At 71.0% G+C, this 23,531-nt stretch carries 24 protein-coding genes; 11 read left to right on the forward strand and 13 right to left on the reverse strand.

Annotated elements, in window-relative coordinates; all coding sequences use genetic code 11:
* Positions 1-101 precede the first annotated feature (101 nt).
* The 3 genes from CBQ26_RS02380 to CBQ26_RS02390 form a co-directional block, all read right to left on the reverse strand.
* Positions 102-299, reverse strand: a complete 198-nt coding sequence (locus CBQ26_RS02380) for a hypothetical protein (RefSeq protein WP_088247006.1) — start codon at positions 297-299, stop codon at positions 102-104.
* Positions 300-444: 145 nt separating this feature from the next.
* Positions 445-1,476, reverse strand: coding sequence for an endolytic transglycosylase MltG (mltG, locus tag CBQ26_RS02385; RefSeq protein WP_088247007.1), 1,032 nt, complete (start codon positions 1,474-1,476; stop codon positions 445-447).
* On the reverse strand, positions 1,473-2,435 hold the full coding sequence (locus CBQ26_RS02390; protein ID WP_172417883.1) for a carbohydrate kinase family protein: 963 nt from the start codon (positions 2,433-2,435) through the stop codon (positions 1,473-1,475). The genes mltG and CBQ26_RS02390 overlap by 4 nt, the downstream gene beginning before the upstream one ends.
* A 90-nt stretch (positions 2,436-2,525) precedes the next feature.
* On the opposite strand from CBQ26_RS02390, the gene CBQ26_RS02395 reads away from it, so the two are divergent.
* From CBQ26_RS02395 to CBQ26_RS02410, 4 genes are all read left to right on the forward strand, one after another.
* Positions 2,526-3,080 carry a molybdopterin-dependent oxidoreductase gene (locus CBQ26_RS02395; protein WP_229844116.1) on the forward strand — a complete coding sequence of 185 codons (555 nt, stop codon included), beginning with the start codon at positions 2,526-2,528 and terminating at the stop codon, positions 3,078-3,080.
* A complete protein-coding gene (locus tag CBQ26_RS02400) occupies positions 3,080-4,444 on the forward strand; it encodes a sensor histidine kinase (RefSeq protein ID WP_088247009.1) in 1,365 nt (454 codons plus the stop codon). The genes CBQ26_RS02395 and CBQ26_RS02400 overlap by 1 nt, the downstream gene beginning before the upstream one ends.
* An 87-nt stretch (positions 4,445-4,531) precedes the next feature.
* A complete protein-coding gene (locus CBQ26_RS02405) occupies positions 4,532-6,571 on the forward strand; it encodes a sensor histidine kinase (protein ID WP_143341951.1) in 2,040 nt (679 codons plus the stop codon).
* Positions 6,572-6,637: 66 nt separating this feature from the next.
* Positions 6,638-8,677 carry a cation:proton antiporter gene (locus tag CBQ26_RS02410; protein ID WP_088247010.1) on the forward strand — a complete coding sequence of 680 codons (2,040 nt, stop codon included), beginning with the start codon at positions 6,638-6,640 and terminating at the stop codon, positions 8,675-8,677.
* 46 nt (positions 8,678-8,723) lie between these two features.
* On the opposite strand, the gene CBQ26_RS02415 is transcribed toward CBQ26_RS02410, so the two are convergent.
* The 4 genes from CBQ26_RS02415 to CBQ26_RS02430 form a co-directional block, all read right to left on the reverse strand.
* Complete coding sequence (locus CBQ26_RS02415; protein ID WP_244897976.1) at positions 8,724-9,383, reverse strand: hypothetical protein; 660 nt, start codon at positions 9,381-9,383, stop codon at positions 8,724-8,726.
* Positions 9,380-10,813, reverse strand: coding sequence for an Asp-tRNA(Asn)/Glu-tRNA(Gln) amidotransferase subunit GatB (gene gatB / locus CBQ26_RS02420; protein ID WP_088247011.1), 1,434 nt, complete (start codon positions 10,811-10,813; stop codon positions 9,380-9,382). The genes CBQ26_RS02415 and gatB overlap by 4 nt, the downstream gene beginning before the upstream one ends.
* A gap of 71 nt (positions 10,814-10,884) precedes the next feature.
* Entirely contained in the window at positions 10,885-11,379 is a 495-nt protein-coding gene (locus tag CBQ26_RS02425; protein WP_088247012.1) for a hypothetical protein, read from the reverse strand.
* Between the two features lie 93 nt (positions 11,380-11,472).
* Positions 11,473-11,904: a GNAT family N-acetyltransferase gene (locus CBQ26_RS02430; protein WP_088247013.1), complete on the reverse strand. Its 432-nt coding sequence runs from the start codon at positions 11,902-11,904 to the stop codon at positions 11,473-11,475.
* A gap of 55 nt (positions 11,905-11,959) precedes the next feature.
* Here CBQ26_RS02430 and CBQ26_RS02435 point away from each other — a divergent pair, with 55 nt between their 5' ends.
* Genes CBQ26_RS02435 through CBQ26_RS02445 form a run of 3 tightly spaced genes read left to right on the forward strand, consistent with a single transcriptional unit; the run spans position 11,960 to position 13,930 of the window.
* Positions 11,960-12,481: a DUF1697 domain-containing protein gene (locus tag CBQ26_RS02435; RefSeq protein ID WP_088247014.1), complete on the forward strand. Its 522-nt coding sequence runs from the start codon at positions 11,960-11,962 to the stop codon at positions 12,479-12,481.
* 35 nt (positions 12,482-12,516) lie between these two features.
* The gene (locus tag CBQ26_RS02440; RefSeq protein WP_088247015.1) at positions 12,517-13,425 is read left to right on the forward strand and encodes a DMT family transporter; all 909 of its coding nucleotides are present in this window, start codon (positions 12,517-12,519) and stop codon (positions 13,423-13,425) included.
* 1 nt (position 13,426) lies between these two features.
* Positions 13,427-13,930, forward strand: a complete 504-nt coding sequence (locus CBQ26_RS02445) for a hypothetical protein (RefSeq protein ID WP_088247016.1) — start codon at positions 13,427-13,429, stop codon at positions 13,928-13,930.
* Here CBQ26_RS02445 and CBQ26_RS02450 read toward each other — a convergent pair.
* Together CBQ26_RS02450 and CBQ26_RS02455 are read right to left on the reverse strand one after the other, a co-directional pair.
* Positions 13,927-14,574, reverse strand: a complete 648-nt coding sequence (locus tag CBQ26_RS02450; RefSeq protein WP_229844113.1) for a DUF2268 domain-containing putative Zn-dependent protease — start codon at positions 14,572-14,574, stop codon at positions 13,927-13,929. The two genes, CBQ26_RS02445 and CBQ26_RS02450, sit on opposite strands and share 4 nt — an antisense overlap.
* A gap of 22 nt (positions 14,575-14,596) precedes the next feature.
* Positions 14,597-14,944: a hypothetical protein gene (locus CBQ26_RS02455; protein WP_088247017.1), complete on the reverse strand. Its 348-nt coding sequence runs from the start codon at positions 14,942-14,944 to the stop codon at positions 14,597-14,599.
* A 128-nt stretch (positions 14,945-15,072) separates the two neighbouring features.
* Here CBQ26_RS02455 and CBQ26_RS02460 point away from each other — a divergent pair, with 128 nt between their 5' ends.
* From CBQ26_RS02460 to CBQ26_RS02470, 3 genes are all read left to right on the forward strand, one after another.
* The gene (locus tag CBQ26_RS02460; protein ID WP_088247054.1) at positions 15,073-16,524 is read left to right on the forward strand and encodes a magnesium chelatase ATPase subunit I; all 1,452 of its coding nucleotides are present in this window, start codon (positions 15,073-15,075) and stop codon (positions 16,522-16,524) included.
* Between the two features lie 254 nt (positions 16,525-16,778).
* On the forward strand, positions 16,779-17,510 hold the full coding sequence (locus CBQ26_RS02465) for a hypothetical protein (protein WP_191299718.1): 732 nt from the start codon (positions 16,779-16,781) through the stop codon (positions 17,508-17,510).
* Between the two features lie 208 nt (positions 17,511-17,718).
* Positions 17,719-18,543 carry a CAP domain-containing protein gene (locus CBQ26_RS02470; protein ID WP_088247018.1) on the forward strand — a complete coding sequence of 275 codons (825 nt, stop codon included), beginning with the start codon at positions 17,719-17,721 and terminating at the stop codon, positions 18,541-18,543.
* A 59-nt stretch (positions 18,544-18,602) separates the two neighbouring features.
* Here the strand turns inward: CBQ26_RS02470 and msrB are convergent, their stop codons facing one another.
* The 3 genes from msrB to xpt form a co-directional block, all read right to left on the reverse strand.
* On the reverse strand, positions 18,603-19,055 hold the full coding sequence (gene msrB, locus CBQ26_RS02475) for a peptide-methionine (R)-S-oxide reductase MsrB (protein ID WP_088247019.1): 453 nt from the start codon (positions 19,053-19,055) through the stop codon (positions 18,603-18,605).
* A 106-nt stretch (positions 19,056-19,161) separates the two neighbouring features.
* Positions 19,162-20,724, reverse strand: a complete 1,563-nt coding sequence (locus CBQ26_RS02480; RefSeq protein WP_088247020.1) for an acyl-CoA carboxylase subunit beta — start codon at positions 20,722-20,724, stop codon at positions 19,162-19,164.
* Positions 20,725-20,998: 274 nt separating this feature from the next.
* Complete coding sequence (gene xpt / locus CBQ26_RS02485; RefSeq protein ID WP_088247021.1) at positions 20,999-21,580, reverse strand: xanthine phosphoribosyltransferase; 582 nt, start codon at positions 21,578-21,580, stop codon at positions 20,999-21,001.
* Between the two features lie 65 nt (positions 21,581-21,645).
* Here xpt and CBQ26_RS02490 point away from each other — a divergent pair, with 65 nt between their 5' ends.
* Positions 21,646-22,584 (forward strand): phosphotransferase family protein, encoded by a 939-nt coding sequence (locus CBQ26_RS02490; protein ID WP_172417884.1) that lies wholly within the window; start codon positions 21,646-21,648, stop codon positions 22,582-22,584.
* 6 nt (positions 22,585-22,590) lie between these two features.
* Here the strand turns inward: CBQ26_RS02490 and CBQ26_RS02495 are convergent, their stop codons facing one another.
* Positions 22,591-23,526 (reverse strand): quinate 5-dehydrogenase, encoded by a 936-nt coding sequence (locus CBQ26_RS02495; RefSeq protein WP_172417885.1) that lies wholly within the window; start codon positions 23,524-23,526, stop codon positions 22,591-22,593.
* Between the last annotated feature and the right edge of the window lie 5 nt (positions 23,527-23,531).

Consider the following 23,531-nt stretch of genomic DNA (forward strand, 5'->3'; position numbering starts at 1 on the left):
TTCAATCCGAGCGGATGCGAGTAGGAGCCGAGCGGGTTCCGGGCGTGGAGCTGGCAATCCGGTGAAGTTCCGGATTGTCAGCGAAACAAACGGAATCCGTATCACGGGGCACCGGGACGGTCGGGGTCCGGCAGGCCCAGGCCCGCCAGGATGCGGGCGCGGTCCCAGCCGGTCAGGGCGGAGAGTTCAGCGGCTGTCGCCTCGAATTCCGGCGTGCCGGGCGTGGGGGGCAGGGTGCGCAGCCGCTGCCACAGCGCGTTGCGCCGCCGCAACCAGTCGGCGCGTGTGGAGTGGGTCATGCCCGGAGTGTAGGCCCGGATACGCTGTCGGGGCCTTCAGGAAGGGTTCAGTCAGCGTCTCCGGGCTGCGCCATGCACCCGCCCCTGCGCCGGGCCGCTTTGCCCGGACCCGGCGGCCCTGCACGCCGTTCAGTCGGAGTCCAGTTCAGCGGTAGCGGGCGATGTCGCGCAGGTGCGCGGGGTAATCGTGGTTCACGTAGATCTTGCCGTCCAGGCCGTGCAGGAAGTACACGGCGTCGCGGCCGTCGGGTAACTTGCGCTCGGGGTTCAGGACCGCCAGCAGGGCCGCCTGACCGGGGTTGTTGATCGGCCCGGCCGGCAGGCCCTGGCGGGTGTAGGTGGAGTACGGCGTGTCGCGCGTGAAATCCCCGGCGCTGCGGTCGAGTTCCGGCAGGTCCTTGCCCAGCCCGTACGCGACGGTGGGGTCGCTGCCGAGCGCGATGCCGTCACGCAGGCGGTTCAGGAACACCCCGGCGATGATGGGCATCTCGGCGTCGTTGGCGGCCTCGGCCTGCACCATGCTCGCCAGGATCACCCAGTCGCGCACGCCCAGGCCCAGGGCTTTGGCGGCCGCCACGTTCGCGGGCGTGAACTCGGTTTCCATGCGGCTGACCATGGTCTGCACGATCCGTTGCGGCGTCTCCTGCGGGCGGATGTCGTACGTGGCGGGGAACACAAAGCCTTCCAGGTCGGGCTGCCCGCCCGCGTAGCGGCTGAGGCTGGTGTCCTTCAGGGCCTTCAGGACAGCGGCCCCGTCGAACCCGGCCTTCTGGAAGATGGCGGGCAGGTCCTTCACGCGCCGGCCCTCGGGAATGGTGACGGACACGGTCGGAATGCGGGCCGGGCCGGCCAGTTTCTCGGCGACCTGCTGCACGGTCATCTGGCCGTTCAGGTCGTACAGGCCCTCTTTCAGGCTGCCGGCCGTGCCGTCGCGCCGCATGACGAACCGCAGCACGTCGGCGTTCTGCACCACGCCGCGTTCCTGCAGGGTACGGGCCACGCTGCCCAGCGTGTCGCCGGGTTTCACTTCCAGCGTGAAGGCCGCGCCGCCCGCCGGTCCCAGCAGCGACCGCAGGTACAGCGCCGCGCCGCCCGCCGCCAGCAGCGCCAGCAGCAGCAGGGCCAGCAGCGCCCGCGCCCAGACGGGCAGGCCGCGCCGCGCGCCCAGGCGGGTCACGCGTCACCGCCGGTCACGCCGTGCCGGGTCAGCCGGCCGTGCAGGTCGTCGTCCGCCGGGGGCCGCGCCCCGAAGCGCGCCACGACCCAGCCGCCCACCTGCACGGCCAGATCGGCGGCGCGCACGGCGTCCCCGTGCGTGAGCCACCCGGCCAGGAACGCCCCGCCGAACGAGTCCCCGGCGCCCGTGGCGTCCACCGCGCGGTCCTGCGTGGCGGCCACGGCCACGCGCGCCTGCGCGGGACCCTCGATCAGCACGCCGTCCTCGTCGAGTTTCATGACGATCAGGGCCTGCGGGTACTGCGCGCGGAACCAGTCCATCGCGGCGTGCCGGTCGGCGTGACCGCTCATGGCGCGGGCCTCGTCGTCGTTCGGGAAGAACACGTCGAACGGCACGTCCTCCAGCACGCGCAGGAAGGTCTCGCGGCCCATCTGCTGGATCATCTGGAAACTGCCGGGGTCCAGGCTGAGGGTCGCGCCGGCCTGTTTCGCCACGCGCGCCGCGTGCAGCGCCGCCCCGCGCGGCGGATCGCGGAACAGACTCCAGGCGGTCAGGTGCAGGTGGCCCGCGCCGCGCAGCGTGTCCAGCGGCAGTTCGCCGGGCAGCAGTTCCCAGTCGGCGCCCTGCCCGGTCAGCATGGCCCGCTGGCCGCGCCGGTCGATCAGGCCCAGGATCACGCCGGTCGGGTGCTCGCCGCTCAGGATGACGTCCGCGCCGACCCCCTCGGCCCGCAGTTCCGCCGTGGCGAGTTCCCCGAAACGGTCCTGCCCGATCTTGCCGGTGAACCGCGCGGGGTACCCGGCGCGGCTGGCCCACACGGCCAGGTTCGCGGCGCTGCCCCCGCCGGACAGTTCGATGCGGCCGGTGCTGTCGCCGCCCGGAAGCAGCATGGTGTCGGGTTTCGCCAGGACGTCCCAGGTCAGGTCACCCAGCGAAACGAGGGGGTTACGGTCAGTCATTCCAGTGCAGAGCATAGCGTCTGCCCCGCACCGCCCGCGCCCCCCGCCCCCCCTTGAGGACCGGCCGTCAGAACCGCTAGCATACCCGGCGTGCTCCCGCCACAGCCTCGCCTGACGCTCGGTTTCATCCTGATGACCGTGACGTTGAACGCGGCCATGCCCGCGCAGGCCGGCCCCACCACGCCGGCCGCCGGGTTCGCGTACGTGAACGGCAGCGGCGCTCGCCCCTTCCCGGCCGCCACGCCCGGCGAGACCGTGGCCCTCACGCTCGGCGGCCGCCGCCCCGAACGGCTCACGCTGCGGCAACTGCGGGCGCTGCCCGCCGTGCGGTACACCACCACCCACCCGCAACTGAAAGAGACCTTCGAGTACCAGGGCGTGACGCTGCGCGACCTCGCGCGGCGCGGGCAGTTCGACGGGCAGGACATCCGCCTGACCGCCGACGACGGGTTCGTCGCGATCATCCGCGCCGCCGACTACCAGCAGCACCCGGTCATGCTGGCGTACCAGGCGGACGGACGGCCCATCCCGGCCCTCAAGAAAGGCCCGCTGACCACCGTGTTCCCACCCGACCCGAACCGCTTCCCCGCCCGTGACTACGGCAGCCAGTGGGCGTGGTACGTGACTGGCGTCTCCCCGCGCTGATGACCGCCCCCGACCAGTCCAGGCCCGGCCCCACGCCGGCCACCCAGCCGCCCGGACAGCGCCGCCCCGCCCAGGCCTGCGAACCCGCCGGTCCGGAATGGCGGGTGCTGGGCATGCTGCTGCGCCGCGAGGACCTGCTGCTGGCGCTGCTGCCCAGCCTGATCTCGGTCATGCTGCTCAGCGTGGCGTTCCTGCCCGCCTTCCGCATCCTGAACAACCCGGAAACCACCTGGACCGGCTACAACTACCAGGGGTTACTGAACCGCGTGTACCAGTACGACCGGGCCGCCACCAACCCACGCACCCCCCCCGCCACCCTGGACGACCTGCGCGACCGGGTCCTGTCGGACATCCAGATCGCCCGGCAGCAGACCGGCGCGGGCACCGCCGAGCCCCTGTTCGCCGAACTGCCCGAACGGGAACGGGACGCCGGGGTGCGCCTCACGGACATCGAACCCCTGATCCTCAGCGGGCGGCCCGCCGACACCGAACAGGCCATCCGCATCGCCGAGAGCCTGCACGCCGCCGCGAACACCCACCTGAACGGCGTGCGCCGGCAACTGCAGACCAGCCTGTACTTCATGCAGGTCACCGTCCTGTCCGCCGCGCTCCTGAGCGGCATGTTCGGCACCGGCCTGATCCTGCGCGCCCTGAACGCCACCCGCCGCGAACAGGAAAACCGCGAGGCGCGCGAGGCGCAGCACCGTCAGGCGCTCGGCATGGCCGCCCACGAACTGCGCCGCCCCCTGCAGGCGCTGCTGCTGTCCACCGACGCCCTGCGCGGCACCGAGAACCTCCGCGCCCGCGAGAAGATCCTGCGCATGATCGAGGACCACGCCGCCCAGCTGGCCATCCGCACCGACCTGGAACGCCTGGAACTGATGTACGTGAACATCGAGCCCCGCCCGGAACGCACCGACCTGAACGCCCTGATCACCCGCCTGGAAACCGACCGGGTCCGCACCCGCCGCCCCGCCGCGCCCGTCCACGTGCAGGCCGACCCCAACCACCTGCGGCAGGTGCTGGAGAACCTCATCGAGAACGCCCAGCGGTACTCCGACGGCGCCGTCCTGATCACGCTGGACCCCGCCACGCCCGGCAGCGGCCCCGTCCTGCGTGTCCTGGACGACGGACCGGGCCTGAGCGGCGACCTGCTGGAACGAGTGTTCGAGGTCGGTTTCCGCCAGCCCGGCAGTCCCCACCGCGAGGGACGCGGCCTGGGCCTGCCCATCGCCCGCCGCTACGCCACCGCCAACGGCGCCCACCTGAGCCTGCACTCCCCGGATGGGGGGGGCCTGGAAGCGCGCCTGACCTTCCCCGCCGCGCCCGACGCCGTCCCAGACACAGCCCAGGCTCCGGCATGACCACGCGGCAGCCAGGGCCGCGCCGCGCCGCACGCGACCTGCGCGCGCCGGCGGGCCGCATCCGACCTACACTGCCCCTGAGCCTCCATGACTGACGCCGCCCCCCACTCCCTTGACCTGCCTGACCTGCTGTTCCTGCTGGACGAGGCTACGGACTTCCCGGAGACGGCCCTGCCCACCATCACCGGGCTGCTGGCGCAGGCGCAGGCCGAAGGAAACAGGGTGGCCGAGCAACTGCTGCTGACCCTGCTGGGAATGGCGAACCTTCAGGCCCTGCAGCCCGCTCTGGCCCGTGAGCAGCTGGACGAGGCGCTGCGGATGGCCGGATCAGACCCAGAGCAGCGCGCGCGTGCCCTGATGCAGAAAATCAAGCTGTTCACCTTGCATGGCGAGACAGATACCCTGGATGACGATTACAGGCAGCTGAAGCAGGATGTCGGCGCACTCACGCATGTCGTGGAAAGGGGCGAGGCCCTGAACCGTCTGGGCGCGGTGCTGTTCTATCAGGACGACATTCCGGGGGCACTCGAGTACTTCGAGCAGATGAAGGCAGCGTGCCTGGAACATGGGTATCAGCGGGGCGTCAGTAAAGCACTTTCGAACATCGCTTCCATGCATTTCTACACGGGCAATTACGTTGCCGCAATGATCTGCCAGAAGGAGAACCTGGCCATTTCGGGGCCTCAGCTTGCGGTGGAGGGCATGATCGCCCTCATCTACAAGGAACTGGGGCAGATGGAGCAATCGATCGCCGTTCATGAGCGGCTGGCAGAACAAGTGTCTCCTGGCAGCTTCAACAACAGCACCCTCCTGGTCATCACGAACTACGCCGATACGCTGTACCGGGCTGGAAAGCATGAGGAAGCCATCGCGGTGATCGAGCGCTTCGGCGTGACCGATACCCCGGTGGAGCGGTCGCGCGCTCCCCTGCACGACACGCTGGGGCATTCGCACGCCGCGCTGGGCCGTCCGGACGAGGCGCGCCGCTTCTTCACGTCCAGTATCGAGATCTACGACCGGCTGGCGGAGGGTGAGGAGATCGTCTGGCCGCTGCTGGGGCTGGCGGAACTGGAACTGAACCGCGACCCGGAAGTGGCGCTGGCGCACGCCAGCCGGGCGTTGTCGCTGCTGGAACGTCCCGAGTCCAACCGGTCGTACCGTTCGCGGGCGCTGCACGTGCTGTCGAAAGTGCATGCGGCGCGCGGGGATTACCGCGAGGCGTACGGGTTCGCCGAGCGGCACCGGGCGTTGCAGGCAGAACTGGACCGGGAGGCCGAGCGGCAGCGTCTGGAAGTCGCGCTTGCGGAACTGGAGTTCGACCGGGCGCAGGCGGTGGCGGACATTCAGCGGACGGCGCTGGGACAGGCGCGTGGCGAGGTCGCGGCGCTGCACGCGCAGCTGGAAGCGCGGGTGCAGCAGCGGACACAGGAACTTCAGGCGGCGAACGAGGAACTGAGTGCGTTCGCGTGGTCGCTCAGTCATTACCTGCGGACGCCCATGCAGCTGGTCATGGGGCACGCGGACCTGCTGGTGACGCTGCCGGAAGAGGAGCGGGCCGCGCACGCCGAGGGGATCATGCAGTCCATCGGGCGGATGTCGGAGATGCTGGACGGGTTGCTGCGGTACGCCGAACGGCACCTGAAACCGCTGGAGTCCCGCCCGGTGCCGCTGGGGGACCTGGTGCAGGGCGCGTGGACGGAACTGGCGCCGGGCGCGGACGTGCAGCTCGTCACGCACGCGTTGCCGGTGGTCATGGGGGACGCGGCGGCGTTGCGGCTGGTGTTCCGGAACCTGCTGGCGAACGCCACGCAGCACTCGCGGGGGCGTGAAGGCGCGCGGGTGGTGGTGCGGGCGTCGCTGGAGCAGGGCATGCACGTGATCGAGGTGCAGGACAACGGCGTGGGTTTCGATCCGGAGGCGGCGCAGCGGCTGTTCCGGGTGTTCAGTCAGTTGCCGGCCGGGCAGTCGTTCGAGGGGCTGGGGTTGGGGCTGGCGGACGTGTGGCGCGTGGTGATCGCGCACGGCGGGCACGTGCGGACAGAGGGGCGGCCGGGTGAGGGGGCGTCGTTCTTCGTGTCGTTGCCGGCCGCGCCGGGTCAGGTGCTGGGGGCACCGGCCAGCGCCTGATCAGTGGTGCGGGGCTGGTCTGTGCAGCGGCCGGCGGGCGGGGGGTGAGGGTGCCATGCTGGGGGCATGAATCCTGTTGCGCCGCTGCTGTTCCTGCTGGCCGGGTCTGCCCTGGCCGCCGCTCCGGAGGTCCATGCGGGGCCGCCGGCGTTTCTGGTGCAGTTGACGTTGCTGCTGGGCGTGTCGGCGCTGGCGGCGTACCTGTCGTTCCGGTTGCGGCTGATTCCGATCATCGGGTTTCTGGTGGCGGGCGTGGTGGCGGGGCCGGGCGCGCTGGGGTTGATCCGGGATCAGGAGCTCATCTCGGCGGCGTCCGAGGTGGGCGTGATGCTGCTGCTGTTCACCATCGGGATCGAGTTCAGTCTGGAGCGGCTGTCGCGGATCGCGCGGCAGATTTTCGTGGGCGGCGGGTTGCAGGTGGGCCTGACGGTGCTGGTCGCGGCGGGTGCGTTGCTGCTGACCGGGGTGGCGGCGCCGGACGCGGTGTTCACGGGCTGCCTGATCGCCCTGTCGAGCACGGCGATCGTGATGCGCCTGCTGGGCGAGCGGGGGGACACGAACGGCCCGGCCGGGCAGGTGAGCCTGGGGATCCTGATCTTTCAGGATCTGGCGGTGGTGCTGATGGTGCTGCTGATCCCGATGCTGGCCGGGCAGGGTGGCGGCGCGGCGGGCGTGGTGGTGGCGCTGGCGAAGGCGGCGGGGATCATCGCGTTCGTGCTGATCGCGGCGCGGCGGATCGTGCCGCCCGTCATGGAGGTCGTGGCGCGGACGTGTAGTAACGAGATCTTCCTGCTGACGGTCGTGGCGCTGTGTTTCGGCACGGCGAGCCTGACGGCCACGGCGGGCGTGAGCCTGGCGCTGGGAGCGTTCCTGGCGGGGCTGCTGGTCAGCGAGAGCCGGTACGGGGCGCAGGCGATGGGTGAGATCCTGCCGCTGCAGATTCTGTTCAGCGCGGCGTTCTTCCTGTCGGTGGGGTTGCAGCTGGACCTGGGGTTCCTTGCGGGGAACCTGGGTGTGGTGCTGGGCGCGGCGGCGCTGATCGCGGCCCTGAAGGTGGGCGTGACGTTCCTGAGCGTGCGTCTGCTGGGCGAGTCCACGCGGACGGCGCTGCCCGTGGCGTTCCTGACGGCGCAGGTGGGTGAGTTCTCGTTCGTGCTGGCGGCGACCGGCACGGCGCTGGGCCTGAGTTTCGCGGGTCTGGGCGCGCAGGGGGGTGGGGTGTTCATCGCGGCGACGGTGCTGCTGATGGCGTTCACGCCCGCCCTGAACGCCCTGGCGGACGCGCTGGGCCGCCGCCTGCCCGCCCCGGCACTGGCCGGCGTGGCATCCGGGACGGCGGTGGGACCGGAAGAGCACGGCGCGCACGGCCTGCCGGTCGCGGGGCGGGTGGTGTTCGCCGGGTACGGCGCGCACGCCCGCCTCGCGGCCCGCGCCCTGAGCCGCGCGGGCGTGCCGTACAGCGTCATCACCCGCAACCCGGACGGGGCCAGTGAACTGGAAGGGCGGGGCGCGCCGGTCCTGATCGCGGATTACACGCGGGCCGGGCTGCTGCGGGAACTGGAGATCGCCTCGGCCCGCGCGCTGGTGATCGTGGACGACGACACCGAGATGACGGAACGGACCGTCAGCGTGGTCCGTTCCGTCGCGCCGGACCTGCGGCTCATCACGCGCGCCACGTCCCCCGAGGGCTTCCAGGGGTTGCAGGGGCTGGGGGCGCAGCACATCCTGACCGCCCCGCGCGAGGTGGCGGCCGGGATTCTGGACCTGCTGACGCCGCCCGAGGTGACGCGCGCCGACATCACCCGTCACCTCGCCGAGCATCCGCCCGTGACCCTGAGTGCCACGCAGCGGGCGCAGTGCGAACACGCCGCGCACCACGCCGGGCCGGTCACGCCGGAAGCGGACGTGTGCCTGGAGTGCGTGGCGCAGGGCGACACCTGGGTCCACCTGCGGGTGTGCATGACCTGCGGGCACGTGGGGTGCTGCGATTCGAGCAAGAACAGGCACGCCACCGCGCACGCCCGGCGGCAGGATCACCCGGTCATCCGCAGCGCCGAACCGGGCGAGACCTGGGCGTACTGCTACGAGCACCAGTGGACGAAGTAAGGGGAATGGGTGATCGGGCTGGCCCCGATCACCCATCATCCATCAACTATCTACTCTCTTCCCCGCCCGGTGTGGGTTGCACCTGCAGGGCGCGCAGGGCCAGCAGGGTGGCGGTCACGTCGAGCAGGCCGCCCAGGCCGTACACGAGCTGGGTGCTCAGGGTGGGGGCGCTGCTGAAGCCGGGGATGGGCACGACGTTCAGGACGGCCATGCCGAGGCTCAGGGCGGCGGACAGGTTCAGCCAGTCCATCAGTCGGCGGCGGGGCGCGGCGGCCAGCGGTTCACTGCTGAGGCGCGCGAGGGTGCCGTACGTGGCGTTGCTGGCGAGGATCGCCGCGCCCCAGAGGGTCAGCAGGGCGGTCAGGGCGACCGGGTTCGCCTCGGGGGTGGCGCCGCCCAGAATGCCGAACAGCGTCAGGCCCCACAGCGCGCCGCGTAGCGAGGTCAGCCACGGGAAGGTCAGGGTCAGGGCGCGGCTCACGCCGTCCGTGGCGGGCGTGGGGCGGGCGGTCAGGACGCGGCCCAGCAGCGTGGTCCACCACGCCATGACCAGCGCGGCGAGCAGCGCCTCGGAGGCGTTGAAGTAGCGGCTGACGTCCGCCGAGCGCCACAGCGCGAACGCGGCCGTGCCCAGCAGCGCCGCGACCTGCATCCACAGGGCCGCCAGGGCTGCCGCGCGCCAGCGGGCCGGGTCCGGGCGGTTCACAGGCCCAGTTTCGCGCTCAGGCGTTCGCGGACGACCTCGGGTTTGGCCTGTCCGCCCATGGCTTTCATGACCGGTCCGAACAGGGCGTTCATGGCCTTGGCGTTGCCCGCGCGGACCTTCTCGACGGTGGCCGGGTCGGCCGCCATGGCGGCGTCGATGGCGGCGTCGATGGCGGCGGTGTCGGTCACGACGCTCAGGCCGCGTTCCTGCACGAGTGCGGTGGGGTCGTGTCCGGCCAGCACGTCGGGCAGCAGGTCCTTGGCGATCTTGCCGCTGATGGTGCCGGCGTCGATCAGGCCCACCAGCGCGGCCAGATGCGCGGGGCGCAGGGGGCTGGCCTCCAGCGTCTCCTCGCGCGCGGCGAGCAGGCCGGACACGTCACCCAGCAGCCAGTTCGCCAGCTTCTGGGCGTCCGGGCGGGGCTGCGTCTCCAGCGCCCCGTCGTAGAAGCGCGACAGCGGCACGCTGAGGCTCAGGGTCTGCGCGTCGGCCTCGCGCACGCCCGCCGCGCGGTAGCGTTCCAGTTTCTGCGCGGGCAGTTCGGGCATCCGCGCCCGGACGCGCGCGATCCATTCCGGCGTGATGTCCAGCGGCGGCAGGTCCGGCTCGGGGAAGTAGCGGTAGTCGGCCTCGCCTTCCTTGGTGCGCATCAGGAAGGTCTTCTGGCCGCCCTCGTCCCAGCCCAGCGTGTCCTGCGTGATGCGCCCGCCCGCGTCCAGGATGCGGGCCTGCCGGGCCGTCTCGAACTCGATGGCGCGCGCCACGGAACGGAACGAGTTGAGGTTCTTCACCTCGCACTTGGTGCCCCACGGCTCACCGACCCTGTGCAGGCTGAGGTTCACGTCGCAGCGCATCTTTCCTTCCTCGGGCGTGGCGTCACTGACCCCCAGCGCCTGCGCGATGGCCTGCACGCTCTCCAGGAACGCGCGGGCCTGCTCTGCGCCTGTGATGTCGGCCTCGGTGACCATCTCCAGCAGGCTGGACCCGGCGCGGTTCAGGTCCAGCATGGAGTACGGCGCGTACGTGGGGTGCGTCAGTTTCCCCGCGTCGTCCTCCAGGTGCGCGCGTTTGATCCGCACGCGGCTGACCTCGCCGCCGGGCAGGGTCACGTCCAGGAAGCCGTCACGGGCGATGGGCCGGTCGTACTGCGACAGCTGGAAGTTCTTCGGGGCGTCCGGGTAGAAGTAGTTCTTGCGGTGAAACTGCGTGAAGCCCGATACGTCGCAGTTCAGGCCCAGCCCGAACATCATGGCGAGTTCCACCGCCTCGCGGTTCAGGGTGGGCAGCGTGCCCGGCAGACCCAGCGTGAACGGGTCCGTGAACGTGTTCGGGTCCGCCCCGTGGTACTCCTGCGGGCACGAGCTGAAGATCTTGGACCTTGTCTTCAGTTGCAGGTGAACTTCCAGACCGATAACCGCCACATACGACATGCCAAGCAGGATACCGCCGCGCCGCCGCGCCCGGTCCGGCGCGGGCTAGCGGGTCGCTGCGCGCCGCCCGCTCACAGCGCCCGGCACTGACCTTCCCGGTTGCCCTGCACGCGGTTCTGCCCGCCGCCCGGCGCGCGGGCGTTGTCCTCGCACTTCAGGTTGCCCTGCACGGTGGCGCGCGCCACGCGCAGCGTCCCGGTGTTGCGTTCCAGTTCGATGTTGCCGTTCACGCGGGTATTCTCCACGCGCACGTTCCCGCCCCGCTCGGCCTCGATATTGCCGTCCACGACGCTCCCGGTGACGGTCACGCTGCGGAACCCGTCGTCGGTTTCCACGTTGCCGTCCACCTGACTGCGGTTCAGGATCAGCGTCGCGCCGCGCGGCACCTTCACGTCCCCGTCCACGCGCACGTCCGTGAGGGTGCAGGTACTGCCCGCCCGCACCTGCACGTCGCCGCGCACCGTGCGGCCCGACACTGCCCCCCCGCAGGTCAGGTCGGCGGCCGCCGCACGCGGCAGGCTCAGCAGGGGCGTCAGGAGCAGGGCGGTCAGCAGCAGAGGTCGCATGGTTCCACCGTAGGGGGCGGGTGTGACCCGCGCGTGAGCGGAACCTCAAGCCCGCGCGGCGGATCGCAGGCGTGCCGCCAGGGTCAGCGGGGTTCACTCCGGGGGGAGGGTCAGGGTCATCTCGTGCGGGCTGGCTACAAACCCCAGCCCGGCGTACAGCGGGCGGGCCATGTCGCTGCTGCCCAGGCTGACGCGCGTGACCCCGCGTGCCCGCAGCGCGTCCAGGCAGGCCCGGACCAGCGTGCGGGCGTGCCCGGCGCGGCGATGGTCCGGGTGCGTCCAGACGTTCACCACCCGCGCCCGCCACGGCTGCGGGTCACCGCGCGTGGGCCCCCAGTGCAGCAGCGTCACGCCCGCCCCGGCGATCACCTCTTTCCCACCCTCCAGCAGGAAGCCCAGGTACAGGCCCTCCCGGATCGCTCCCTCGACCCACGCGGCGTACGCGGGCCGCTCCGCGAGGTCGCGGGCGTCCGGGTAACGGTGCGCGGCAACGGTGGCGGCGTCGGCGGGCGTGACGGGGCGCATCAGGCCCCCAGTCTGCCGCACTTGGCGCCGCGAAAGTCTGGTAGAACGGCTGCATATGACCTTCGTGGCGCTGCTACACGCGGTGAACCTGGGAGCGCGGCGCAAGGTGCCCATGGCCGACCTGCGCGCCCTGCTGACCGGCCTGGGCCTGCGGGAGGTCCGCACGTACATCCAGAGCGGGAACGCCGTGTTCAGCGCGGACCCCGACCCGGCGCTGCGCGGGCGGCTGGAGGCGGCGCTTGAAGCGCAGTTCGGTTTCCCGGTCCCCGTGACGCTCCGCACGGCGCACGGGTGGCAGGAGGCGGCCCGTGGCTGCCCCGCGCACCTGCGGGACGAGACGGTCGTGGTGGCGTTCCTGCGCGACCCGCCCGACCCGGAACGCGTGGCGGCCCTGCACGCGCGGGACGTGACCCCGGAACGCTGGGAGGTGGTCGGCCAGCACCTGTACCAGACGGTTCCGGACGGCGTGCGGAACCTGCGACTGTCCGCCGCCGTGATCGAGCGGACGCTGGGCGTGGGCGTCACCGTCCGGAACGAACGGACCGTGCAGGCCATCGCAGCGATGCTGGACACCTGAGCTCCGGCGGGGACGTGGCTGGTTTAGCCTGCCCCATGCCCCGCAAGTTCCCGCCCGCCGCGTTCCTGTCGGCCGCGCCGCTGCTGTTCGTGCTGCTCTGGAGCACCGGCTTCCTGGGCACCAAGGGCGCGGCCCGGAACGCCGACCCGTTCGCGTACCTGACGGTCCGGTTCGCCCTGGCGGCCCTGCTGATGCTGGCCCTGACGGCCGCGCTGCGCGCCCCGTGGCCCACGCGGGCGCAGGCGGGCCGGGCGGGCGTGACGGGTCTGCTGCTGCACGCCGGGTACCTGGGCGGCGTGACGACCGCCATCTGGCTGGGCCTCCCGGCGGGCGTGACGAGCGTGCTGGTGGGCGTGCAGCCCCTGCTGACGGGCCTGCTGTCCTGGCCGGTGCTGGGCGAACGGGTCACGCGGCCGCAGTGGGCGGGCCTGCTGCTGGGCTTCGTGGGCGTGCTGCTGGTCGTGGGCGGGCAGGGCATCGGGAGTCCGACGGGGGCCAGCCGCCCGGCGCTGCTAGCCGCCGCGTTCGCGCTGATCTGCACCACCGCCGGAACCCTCTACCAGCGCCGCGTGGGCGGCGACATGCCGCTGCTGGGCGGCACGGCCGCGCAGTACGTCGTCAGCGCCGCCGCCCTGGGGGCCGTCACGCTGGCACGCGGGGGCGGCGTGATCCACTGGAACGCGGAATTCATCGTGTCCCTCACGTGGCTGGTGCTGGTCCTGTCGGTCGGGGCGATCCTGCTGCTCATGCGCCTGCTTCGCGACCTGCCCGCCGCGCGCGTGAACAGCCTCTTCTACCTCGTGCCGCCGCTGGCCGTGCTGGAAAGCTGGGTGCTGTACGGCGAACGCCTCAGCGCCCTGTCATTGGGCGGTCTGCTGCTGTGCGTGGCAGGCGTGGCCCTCGCCGCCCGGCAACCCACCGCGCCCCCACCGCGTACTGCCTGACATGAGCGAACTGAACGGACGGATCGGCGGCGTCACCCAGGGCTACGACCTGCGCGCCGACTGGAACGGCGAACGACTGGACGGCCGCATCGGCGGGACCTTCCAGGGCAAGGACATCCGGCTCACGGTCCGCGCCGGGGATGTGGACGGCCGCATCGGCGGCACCTTCGCCGGCTTCGACGCCGACGGCGACGTGACCCCCCAGAGCGTCAGCGTGCGCCTCGGCGGCCTCATTGATGGCGACGACGTTCACCTCCAGATCAGCGGCGACCGCGTCCGGGGCCGCTACTCCGGCCGCATCGACGGCAAGACCGTGGACCTGCACGTCAGCGGCGAACGCCTGCACGGCCGCATCGGCGGCGTACTGGACGGCAAGGACGTGAACCTCACTCTGAACGGCGTGCCCACCGAGGTCGCCGCGCTGGCCGCCGTCTGCGCGTACAAGGCCCTCGAAGACCAGCAGGCGCACGACGCCTCCGCCACCAGCAGCGGGAGTCCCTCCTAGCAGAAGACGTCGCCCGCTGCGGTCAGAACGGTCGCGGCAGGCGTATCGACGTGATCCCGAGCGGTCCCCCCGAGGCGTTTCAGGGCTTGGCCGACCAGTTCGAATCCCAGGGTGTACCCGGCCCAGCGGGGCAGGCCGTGTGCCCCGGACCCGTAGAACCACGCCTCGAACCCGAAGTCGGTCGTCTGGAGCAGCGGCCGCGCCCTCTGCCACAGGGCGGCCCGGTCGATACGGGCCTGCGCGTAAGGGGGTGCCTGCCCGGCCCGCTCGGTCCGTTCGTGGTGCTGGGCGATGCCCTCGGTGACCAGCACTTCCAGCAGGGTGCGGCCGTAACCGGGACCGCGCCAGCGGCGGGCGTGATGAAGTTCATGGGCCAGCGTGGCGGGCAGTTCGGCGCGCCAACCGGGCAGAAACTCCGGGTTCTCCGGACTGACCGTCAGTTCCACGTACGACCCCGTGGGCGCGAATCCGTGAATCCCGGTTTCCGGCAGGCCCCAGGGCAGCACCCGCAGGGCCACGTCCACGCCGGTCAGACCCAGCGGGGCGGTGTGGCGTTGCAGGGTCGCCTCCAGCACATGCCTCATCTCGTCCGCCAGGGGCGAAGGCAGGGTCCCGGCTGCGTTCATGACATGCAGGACGCTCATCGCTGCTGTCTTTCCTCCTGGCTTACTCGCTGCCCTCCTTGCGGCGCAGCAGGAAGAATCCGGCGGCGCTGCCCAGGGCGAGCAGGACGGCGGGCGCGCCGATGGCCCAGCTGGCGGTGCCGGCGAGGGCAGTCGTGAGGCCCAGAATGCCGAGGATCCAGCCGCAGGCGAGCAGGGCGAAGGTGGTCCAGGGGAGGCGGCTGATGGTCAGCAGGGTCAGGGGCAGGAACGCGGCGCCGAGCAGGGTGCGGACGCTGCCGCTGGTCTGGAGGTCGGCGGTGGCGGCGGCGAGTGCCCAGACGGTCAGTGCGGCGACGGGGATCAGCAGCAGCGTGGCGGCGGGGCTGGTGGGTGTCCGGGTGCTGGTCATGCGGTCAGCGTAGTGGGTGGCGATCCGGTCTGCACGCGAGGTTGCGGCTTCCGGGCGGGCGCGGCGGTGGGGGATTCCCAGCAAGCCGCACATTCCCGCGTGTGGGCGCGTGGTACGTTCCGCGCATCATGACCGTGACTGCGAAGGCGAGGACGTTGGGAGAACTGCTTCAGACCGAAGGGTACGCCGGGCGCGCGCCGTTCGACGGGAAGATCCGCCTGGTGCAGGACGAGGTGCGGGAGAACCTGACCCGCAAGTTGCGGAGCGGCGAGGAGCTGTTCCCCGGTGTGGTCGGGTACGACGACACGGTGATTCCGCAGCTGGTGAACGCGCTGCTGGCGCGGCAGAACTTCATTCTGCTGGGGCTGCGCGGGCAGGCGAAGAGCCGGATTCTGCGGGCCATCACGGACCTGCTGGACCCGGAAGTGCCGGTCATTGCGGGCGTGGACATGCCGGACGACGTGCTGAACCCGGTGGGTGCCGAGGGCCGCGCGCTGCTGGAGGCACACGGGCTGGACCTGCCGATCCGCTGGCTGCCGCGCGCCGACCGGTACGTGGAGAAGCTGGCGACGCCGGACGTGACGGTCGCGGACCTCGTGGGGGACGTGGACCCGATCAAGGCGGCGCGTCTGGGCACCAGCCTGGGCGACGTGCGCAGCATGCATTTCGGGCTGCTGCCGCGCGCGAACCGGGGGATCTTCGCGGTGAACGAACTGGCGGACCTGTCCCCGAAGGTGCAGGTGGCGCTGTTCAACATCCTTCAGGAGGGGGACGTGCAGATCAAGGGCTACCCGATCCGGCTGGAGCTGGACGTGATGCTGGTCTTCAGCGCGAACCCCGAGGATTACACGGCGCGCGGGAAGATCGTCACTCCGCTCAAGGACCGCATCGGGTCAGAGATCCGCACGCACTACCCGACGGACGTGCGACTGGGCATGGACATCACGGCGCAGGAGGCCGCGCGGGCCGAGGGCGTGATCGTGCCGCCGTTCATCGCGGAACTGATCGAGGAGATCGCATTCCAGGCGCGTGAGGACGGCCGCGTGGACAAGCTGAGCGGCGTGTCGCAGCGCCTGCCGATCTCGCTGATGGAGGTCGCCGCCGCGAACGCCGAGCGCCGCAGCCTGATGGCCGGGGACGCGCCGGTGGTGCGGGTCAGTGACGTGTACGCGGGCCTGCCGGCCATCACGGGCAAGATGGAACTGGAGTACGAGGGCGAACTCAAGGGTGCGGACAACGTGGCCCGCGACGTGATCCGCAAGGCGGCGGGGGCCGTGTACGCCCGGCACTACGGCAGCGCGAACACCCGCGACCTGGAGAAATGGTTCGAGGCCGGGAACGTGTTCCGCTTCCCGCAGGGTGGCGACAGCGCTGCCGCGCTGAAGGCGGCGGGCGAGGTGCCGGGCCTGACCGACCTGACCGCCGAGGTCGCCGCGAGCAGCGACGACGCCGTGCGCGTGTCGGCCGCCGAGTTCATCCTGGAGGGCCTGTATGGCCGCAAGAAACTCTCACGCGCCGAGGAACTGTACGCCGCGCCGGAAGCCGAGACGCGCCAGCAGCGCGGCGGCCGCTGGAACTGAACCGGACTCCGATTGGAAGGGCTGCAAAGCTCCTTCAATCCGAGCGGATGCGACTCGTAGAGCTGCCTCGCAGAGTGGGAGCGGAACGGGTTCCGGGCGTGGAGCCAGCAATCCGGTGAAGTTCCGGATTGCTGGCGAAACAGACGGAATCCGTATGAGACAGCAGGCGAACCGCAGGAAGTGGGGAGTGGATCGGGGCGGGCGTCCCATCCGCTCCCCACTGTCCGTGTCCCTCTTCCTATTACGCTGGGGGTATGCTCTCCCCTGTTCTGGCTGATCTGATCGGGTTTCACGCGCCGCTGTCGGTCGTGCAGCGCGAGCAGGGGGGCGCGGTGACGCTCCTGACGCCCGGCGTGAACGTGCTGGCGCTGAACGCGACGTTCCTGCCGGGTGATGTAACCGGGGTGGATCTGCGGGACGTGCAGGACTGGCATGAGGGGCAGGGGCTGCCGCCGCTGATGGCCTGGGCGGGCGGCGAGGTTCCGGCGGGCCTGACGGTGCGGGAGGTCGCGCGGGTGAGGGTGGGCCGCTGGTCCGGTCGGCCGGACCCACTGGACGCCCCGGCGGGCGAGCAGGTGGTGGTCGAGCAGGTGGGCCGCCTGCACCTGAGCGCGTGGGCGGGGGCGCTATGCGCGGCGCACGGCACGCCAGGGTGGGCGGCGGGGCTGGCGCGGCAACTGGCAGGACCGCTGGAGGCCGCTGCCGGGCCTGGGACTGCCGGGGCTTTCGCGCTGCTGATGGCGTACCGGGACGGGCAGCCGGTCGGGTCGCTGCTGTGGCAGGCGCGCGGGGCGGGCGGCGCGGCGCACCTGTGGGGCGCGGCCGACACCGGGGCGGGCGTGGCGCTGCTGAACGCGGCGGCGGGGCTGGGCGAGGACCTGACGGTCACGCTGCCCGGCGCAGGCGAGTGGGACGGGCCGCCACTGGCCGGGGAGACCAGCGTGCAGTACGGTCTGCTGACGCCCGGAACGGACGCACAGGGCTGAGGCTGGTGGGAACAGATCTGTCGCCACCCCCATGAGCTTCCCATGAGAGGTGGGTACCTGTGGCTGGCAAACGCGAGGGAACCGCCCGCAGTCTGTGAAATTCTCCTCACTGGGCGGGGGGTCAGCACCCCCGCCACCGCACAGGCCAGATGAGAAATGAGAAAGGTTTCCTCATGGTAAAGAGACTTCGGCACGTTCTAATGCCTTCATGCTCCCCCACCCCCTGCGCGGCGCCAGTGTCGCCCTGCTGATCCTGATCCTCAGCGCCTGCGGCGGCACTGGCGGCACCGGCAGCGCCCCCACCCCGACCGACCCGGCCGGAAACGTCAGCGACACGCTCTCGCCGCAGGGCGTCGCCAGCCCCGTCACCCTGACGCTGGGGCAGCCCACGCAACTGACCGTCACGGTCGGCGGCCGCGCCCCGGCACCCGGTCAGCTCGTGTGGACCACCAGCAACGCGGCGGTCGCCACGGTCACGCAGACCGGACTGGTCACGCCCGTGGGGAGCGGGAACGCCACCGTCCGCGCCGCCCTGAGCAGCAACGCGGCGGCGTTCATCGACTTCCCGCTGACCGTCCGCGCCGCCGCGCCCGCACCGACCCCCGCTCCCACCCCGGCGCCCGGCACGGGCTTCGCGCAGCAGGTGCTGGACCTCGTGAACGCCGCCCGCGCGCAGGGCCGCACCTGCGGGGCCACCGCCTACGCCGCCGCGCCCGCCCTGACCCTGAACGCGCAGCTGGGTCAGGCCGCGCAGGACCACGCCGCCGACATGGCCGCCCAGAACTACTTCAGCCATACGAGCAAGGACGGCCGCACCGCCGGGCAACGCATCGCCGCCGCCGGGTACGCCTACCGCACCTGGGGCGAGAACATCGCCGCCGGGCAGGTCACCGCCGCGCAGGTCATGGACGGCTGGCTGAAAAGCGAGGGGCACTGCAAGAACATCATGAACGCCGGCTTCCGGGAACTAGGCGTCGGGTACGCGACCAGCACCTCCGGGCCGTACTGGGTTCAGGACTTCGGCACCCGCTGAAGCACGCAACGAGAGGAGGGGGAGGCCGGTCGCAGCCTCCCCCTCCTCTGTTCTGATCCTTACCCGAACAGCGCCCGGTACTCGCCGTACCCCTGCGCGTCCAGTTCCGACACCGGCACGAAGCGCATGGCAGCCGAATTGATGCAGTAGCGCAGCCCCCCGTGCTCCTGCGGGCCGTCCGGGAAGACGTGCCCCAGGTGCGAGTCCGCCACCGCCGAGCGGACCTCGGTGCGCGCGTACCCGATCTTGTAATCGGTGTTCTCGGTCAGCGTCACGCTGGGAATCGGGCGGGTGAAGCTGGGCCAGCCGCACCCCGCGTCGTACTTGTCGAGGCTGGAGAACAGCGGCTCGCCACTCACGACATCCACGTAGATGCCTTCTTCCGTGTGATCCCAGTACTCCCCGGTGTAGGCCCGCTCGGTGCCCTCGTGCTGGGTCACGCTGTACTGCATGGGCGTCAGGCGCTCGCGCAGCTCGGCATCGGACGGTTTCACGAACGGCTTGTCAGTCATGGGAGCAGTCTAGGCGCAGCGGGACGCCGGGACGGTGACCGAACGTAGGAAGTGGTGAGCGGGTCGGGGCCAGCGTCCCCCCCACTCACCACACCCCGCACGTCCCTTACAGCGGGATGTTGCCGTGTTTCTTGTAGGGCCGGGCCTCTTCCTTGTCGCGCAGCATGGTGAAGGTCTGGATCAGGACGCGGCGGGTGTCCTCCATGGGGATCACGTCGTCGATGTAGCCCTTGCTGGCGGCGACGTAGGGGTTGTCGAAGGCGTCCTTGTACTCGGCGATCTTCTGCGCGCGGGTCGCGTCGGGGTTCTCGCTGTTCTGGATGTCGCGGCGGTACACGATGTTCGCGGCGCCCTCGGCGCCCATGACGGCGACGGCGGCGGTCGGCCAGGCGTACACCACGTCGGCGCCCATGTCGCGGCTGTTCATGGCGAGGTACGCCCCGCCGTAACTCTTGCGGGTGATCAGGGTGACCTTGGGAACGGTCGCCTCGGCGTACGCGTACAGCATCTTCGCGCCGTGGCGGATGATTCCGGCGTGCTCCTGCGCCACGCCCGGCAGGAAGCCCGTCACGTCCACCAGCGTCAGGATCGGGATGTTGTAGCAGTCGCAGGTGCGGATGAACCGCGCCGCCTTGTCGGACGCGTCGATGTTCAGCGTGCCCGCCATGACGCGCGGGTTGTTCGCCACGATGCCCACCGACTCGCCGTTCAGGCGCGCGAAGCCCACCACGATATTCTTCGCCCAGTTCGGCTGGATTTCCAGGAAGGTGCCGTCGTCCACAAGTTCGTGGATCACATCGTGCATGGCGTACGGCTTGCGCTGGTCGGGCACGACGATGTCCAGCAGGCGCTCGTTCGTACGGTCGGCCGGGTCGCCCGTCGGATGCGCGGGCGCCCTCTCGCGGGCGTTCTGCGGCAGGTAGCCCAGCAGGTCGCGCACGCCCGCCAGGACCGCCTCGTCACCGTCGTACTCCAGGTGCGCCACGCCGCTCTTGCGGGTGTGGACGTCCGCGCCGCCCAGCTGATCGAAGGTCACGTCCTCCCGCGTCACGGACTTGATCACCTCGGGACCCGTGATGAACATGTAACTGCTGCCGCCGCTCATCAGGATGAAGTCCGTCAGGGCCGGCGAGTACACCGCGCCCCCCGCGCAGGGACCCAGGATCGCGCTGATCTGCGGCACCGCACCCGAGTAGATCGCGTTCCGGTAGAAGATCTCGCCGTAACCACTGAGCGAATCCACGCCCTCCTGAATGCGCGCCCCGGCGCTGTCGTTCAGGCCGATCACCGGGCAGCCCGTTTTGGCGGCCATGTCCATGATCTTCGTGACCTTCGCGGCGTTCATCTTGCCCAGAGAGCCACCCAGCACCGTGAAGTCCTGACTGAACACGAACACCTGCCGCCCGTGGATCGTGCCCCGCCCGGTCACGACACCCTCGCCCGGCGCGTCCACGCCCTGCATCAGACGGCCGCCCCGGTGCTCCACGAAAGTCCCCATCTCCAGGAAAGAACCGGGGTCCAGCAGCGCGTCGATCCGCTCGCGGGCCGTGAGTTTCCCGCCGGCCTTCTGTTTCTTCAGGCGTTCCGGGCCGCCGCCCTGCTCGACCCGCGTGCGGCGCTGCTCCATCGCCGCGATCAGTTCCTGTAACTCCACGCCCGGATTTGTCATGCCCGCATGGTATCCAAACGCGCGTTAGGCACCCGCGTGACCGGGCCGGGGACAGAGGGCGGATGGCGGATGGCGGATGGCGGATGGTGGATGGTGGATGGTGGATGGTGGATGGTGGATGGTGGATGGTGGATGGTGGATGGTGGATGGTGGATGGTGGATGGTGGATGGTGGATGGTGGATGGTGGATGGTGGATGGTGGATGGTGGATGATCAACAGCGTCTGCGCGACCCCACCTCCACTGTCAAGCCCCACCCACTGCCCACTGCCCTCTTACCTTCCCGCTTCGACCTCGATGCCGTCCGCCTCGCTCATGCGGACGATGTTCGCCAGGGTGTGGATGGGCACGTTCAGGTCGGCGAGTTTCGCGCGGCCATCCTCGAACTGCTTTTCCACGACGCAGCCGATGCCCAGCAGCTCGGCGCCGCTGACCTCGATCATGCCCGCCAGCGCCCGCAACGTGCCGCCGGACGCCAGGAAATCGTCGATCACGACCACGCGATCCCCAGCCCCCAGGAATTCGCTGCTGATGAACAGGTCCACCACGCCGCCCTTGGTACGGCTGACGGACTGCGCCGTGAACGCCGGTTCCTTCATGGTGACGGGTTTCTTCTTGCGGGCGTACACCATCGGCACGCCCAGCACCATGGCCGTCGCGATGGCAGGCGCGATGCCGCTGACCTCGATGGTCACGATCTTGCCGGGATTCAGCGGCGCGAAGTGCGCGGCGAACACCTCGCCCATCTCGCGCGTCAGGTGCGGCAGCAGCTGATGGTTCACCAGTCCGTCCACCTTGAGAATCCCACCGGGAAGAACCTCACCCTGCTGCCGAATCGCGTCCACGAGTGCCTGCATGCCCCGGAGTGTACCCGCCACCTGACGGATGCGGGGCGGGCACCCTGGGCAGCATGCTGGGGGACGTGCCTGCCCTGCCTGACCTGACCCCCACCGAACTGACGGCCTTCGCGCAGCAGTTCGGCCTGGAATCGCCTCTGACGCGCCTGCCGAGCGTGGGCATCGTGAACCGCGTGTACCGGGCCCGGCGCGCCGGGCGGGACGTGGTGCTGCGCGTGCCGATGCCCGGCGACATCGGGGACGCCCTGACCGAGAGTGTGGCCGTGCCCGCAGCGGTGCGGGCGGGCATTCCGACGCCGGAACTGCTGGTGTTCGACGACTCGCGCGCGGTGCTGGACGCGCCGGTCAGCGTGTACGCCTTCGCGCCGGGCCGCAGCCTGGACGGCCTGGGCTGGAGATACGGTGATCCGCGCCTGTCCCGCGCGTGGCGGGAGGCGGGCCGCGCCCTGGCCGCCCTGCACGCCGGGGTGACCGACGCGCCCGACCCGCACGGATACCTGGAGTCCATCACGCCGCCCGACCCGGTCCGCACCCGCACGCGCGTCCTGACCGGCGAGCGGCTGGGCACCGCCGAGGCCGACTGGGCGACCGGCCTGACGGCCCGCCTGCTGGGCGAGAACCCACCGCCCGCGCAGCCCGCCTTCCTGCACGACGACCTGCACGCCGGGAACCTGATGGTGACCGATGACGGCGCGGTGACCGCCCTGATCGACTGGGGGGACGCCGGGTGGGGCGACCCGGCGCTGGACCTCAGTTACTCCGGGCCGCTGGCCGTGCCGGACCTGCTGGCCGGGTACCACGAGTCGGGCGGCACCACCGGCGACGCCCTGACCCTGCGGGTGCTGGCGTACACGCTGGACAACGCGACCCGTTACCTCACGCGGCAGCCGGAGGCGCACGAGAACGGCGACCTGTGGTACACCCGCCCTGCCACCGCGCTGATGGGGCTCCTGCGCGTCAGTCCGCGCGTTCCGCAGTGGCAGGAGGCGCTGGAAGGGTGCTGACGCGGGTTACAGCTCGTTGATTTCGGGTCTGAAGCCCACCTGCCGGATGTATTCCAGGTATTCGGGGCCGGTGAGGGCCTCGCGGCGGCCGCTCAGGGCCACGAACATGGCCTCGAGGACGTTGGTGGCGAAGTTGCGGCTGCCCATGCGGGGCGTGGTGGTGATCAGGCGGGCCACGCCGCGCGCCTTCATCCAGTCGCGGTCGGCGGGGGTGATGGTCTGCGTGAGGATGGTCTTGCCACTCAGGTCCTGGGGGGCGTAGCGTTTGACGTACAGGGTGTCGCCGGCGATCACGTCGGCCCAGGCGTAGTAGCGCGTGCCTTTGCCCTGCACGCTGGTGTCCTGTTTGGCGCCGGTCGGGTAGAACCAGTCCTGCGGGAGGCGGGTCAGGGCGGGCAGGATCAGCCGCGCGACGCGTTGCAGGGACGTGATGCTGCGCAGGGGCCGGTCCACGTTCAGGCCGAACACGATGTCCCCGAACACCATGTCCGCGCCGTGCTCGGCGAGGGCCTCGGCCATGCCGAAGCGGTCCACGGCGGACACCATCAGGACCCGGCGGGTGCGCCAGTTCAGGACCGGGTCGAGCTGGGTGACGGCGTCGCGTTCCAGGGTGTTTTTCAGGCCGCTGCCGTCGAGGACCGGGGTGATGCGCGCCCCGGCCACGAGTTTGCGGACATTCGTGAAGGTGTAACGTTTCCCGCCGGCCAGCAGGTACAGGTCCGCGCCGCCCAGCCCGAAGGCGTCCACGCGGCCGTCGAGGGCCTGGAACAGGGCGGCCATCTTGCGGGTGTCGCCGTCCGTGCCGATGCGTTCGATGATGAACGGCTGCCCCAGCACGGTGGTGGTCTCGCGGGCGTTGCGGGCGCTGCCGCCCAGGCTGACGCTGACGACGTGCTTGTGCCCGGCCGGTGCGGGTTGCCAGCCCTGGAGGGGATCGGTCATGCGGG

Source organism: Deinococcus indicus (assembly GCF_002198095.1).
GTDB lineage: Bacteria > Deinococcota > Deinococci > Deinococcales > Deinococcaceae > Deinococcus > Deinococcus caeni.

Coding starts and splice junctions, on each gene's coding strand:
- CBQ26_RS02430 (WP_088247013.1), bottom strand. CDS start 11,904: ATGCGCCCCGTCACGCCCGCCGACGCCGCCACCGTTGCCGCGCACCGT.
- CBQ26_RS02470 (WP_088247018.1), top strand. CDS start 17,719: ATGCTCCCCCACCCCCTGCGCGGCGCCAGTGTCGCCCTGCTGATCCTG.
- CBQ26_RS02445 (WP_088247016.1), top strand. CDS start 13,427: ATGAGCGAACTGAACGGACGGATCGGCGGCGTCACCCAGGGCTACGAC.
- msrB (WP_088247019.1), bottom strand. CDS start 19,055: ATGACTGACAAGCCGTTCGTGAAACCGTCCGATGCCGAGCTGCGCGAG.
- CBQ26_RS02400 (WP_088247009.1), top strand. CDS start 3,080: ATGACCGCCCCCGACCAGTCCAGGCCCGGCCCCACGCCGGCCACCCAG.
- CBQ26_RS02450 (WP_229844113.1), bottom strand. CDS start 14,574: ATGAGCGTCCTGCATGTCATGAACGCAGCCGGGACCCTGCCTTCGCCC.
- CBQ26_RS02440 (WP_088247015.1), top strand. CDS start 12,517: ATGCCCCGCAAGTTCCCGCCCGCCGCGTTCCTGTCGGCCGCGCCGCTG.
- CBQ26_RS02390 (WP_172417883.1), bottom strand. CDS start 2,435: ATGACTGACCGTAACCCCCTCGTTTCGCTGGGTGACCTGACCTGGGAC.
- CBQ26_RS02425 (WP_088247012.1), bottom strand. CDS start 11,379: ATGCGACCTCTGCTGCTGACCGCCCTGCTCCTGACGCCCCTGCTGAGC.
- CBQ26_RS02455 (WP_088247017.1), bottom strand. CDS start 14,944: ATGACCAGCACCCGGACACCCACCAGCCCCGCCGCCACGCTGCTGCTG.
- CBQ26_RS02465 (WP_191299718.1), top strand. CDS start 16,779: ATGCTCTCCCCTGTTCTGGCTGATCTGATCGGGTTTCACGCGCCGCTG.
- gatB (WP_088247011.1), bottom strand. CDS start 10,813: ATGTCGTATGTGGCGGTTATCGGTCTGGAAGTTCACCTGCAACTGAAG.
- CBQ26_RS02380 (WP_088247006.1), bottom strand. CDS start 299: ATGACCCACTCCACACGCGCCGACTGGTTGCGGCGGCGCAACGCGCTG.
- CBQ26_RS02405 (WP_143341951.1), top strand. CDS start 4,532: ATGACTGACGCCGCCCCCCACTCCCTTGACCTGCCTGACCTGCTGTTC.
- CBQ26_RS02460 (WP_088247054.1), top strand. CDS start 15,073: ATGACCGTGACTGCGAAGGCGAGGACGTTGGGAGAACTGCTTCAGACC.
- CBQ26_RS02410 (WP_088247010.1), top strand. CDS start 6,638: ATGAATCCTGTTGCGCCGCTGCTGTTCCTGCTGGCCGGGTCTGCCCTG.
- CBQ26_RS02480 (WP_088247020.1), bottom strand. CDS start 20,724: ATGACAAATCCGGGCGTGGAGTTACAGGAACTGATCGCGGCGATGGAG.
- xpt (WP_088247021.1), bottom strand. CDS start 21,580: ATGCAGGCACTCGTGGACGCGATTCGGCAGCAGGGTGAGGTTCTTCCC.
- CBQ26_RS02495 (WP_172417885.1), bottom strand. CDS start 23,526: ATGACCGATCCCCTCCAGGGCTGGCAACCCGCACCGGCCGGGCACAAG.
- CBQ26_RS02435 (WP_088247014.1), top strand. CDS start 11,960: ATGACCTTCGTGGCGCTGCTACACGCGGTGAACCTGGGAGCGCGGCGC.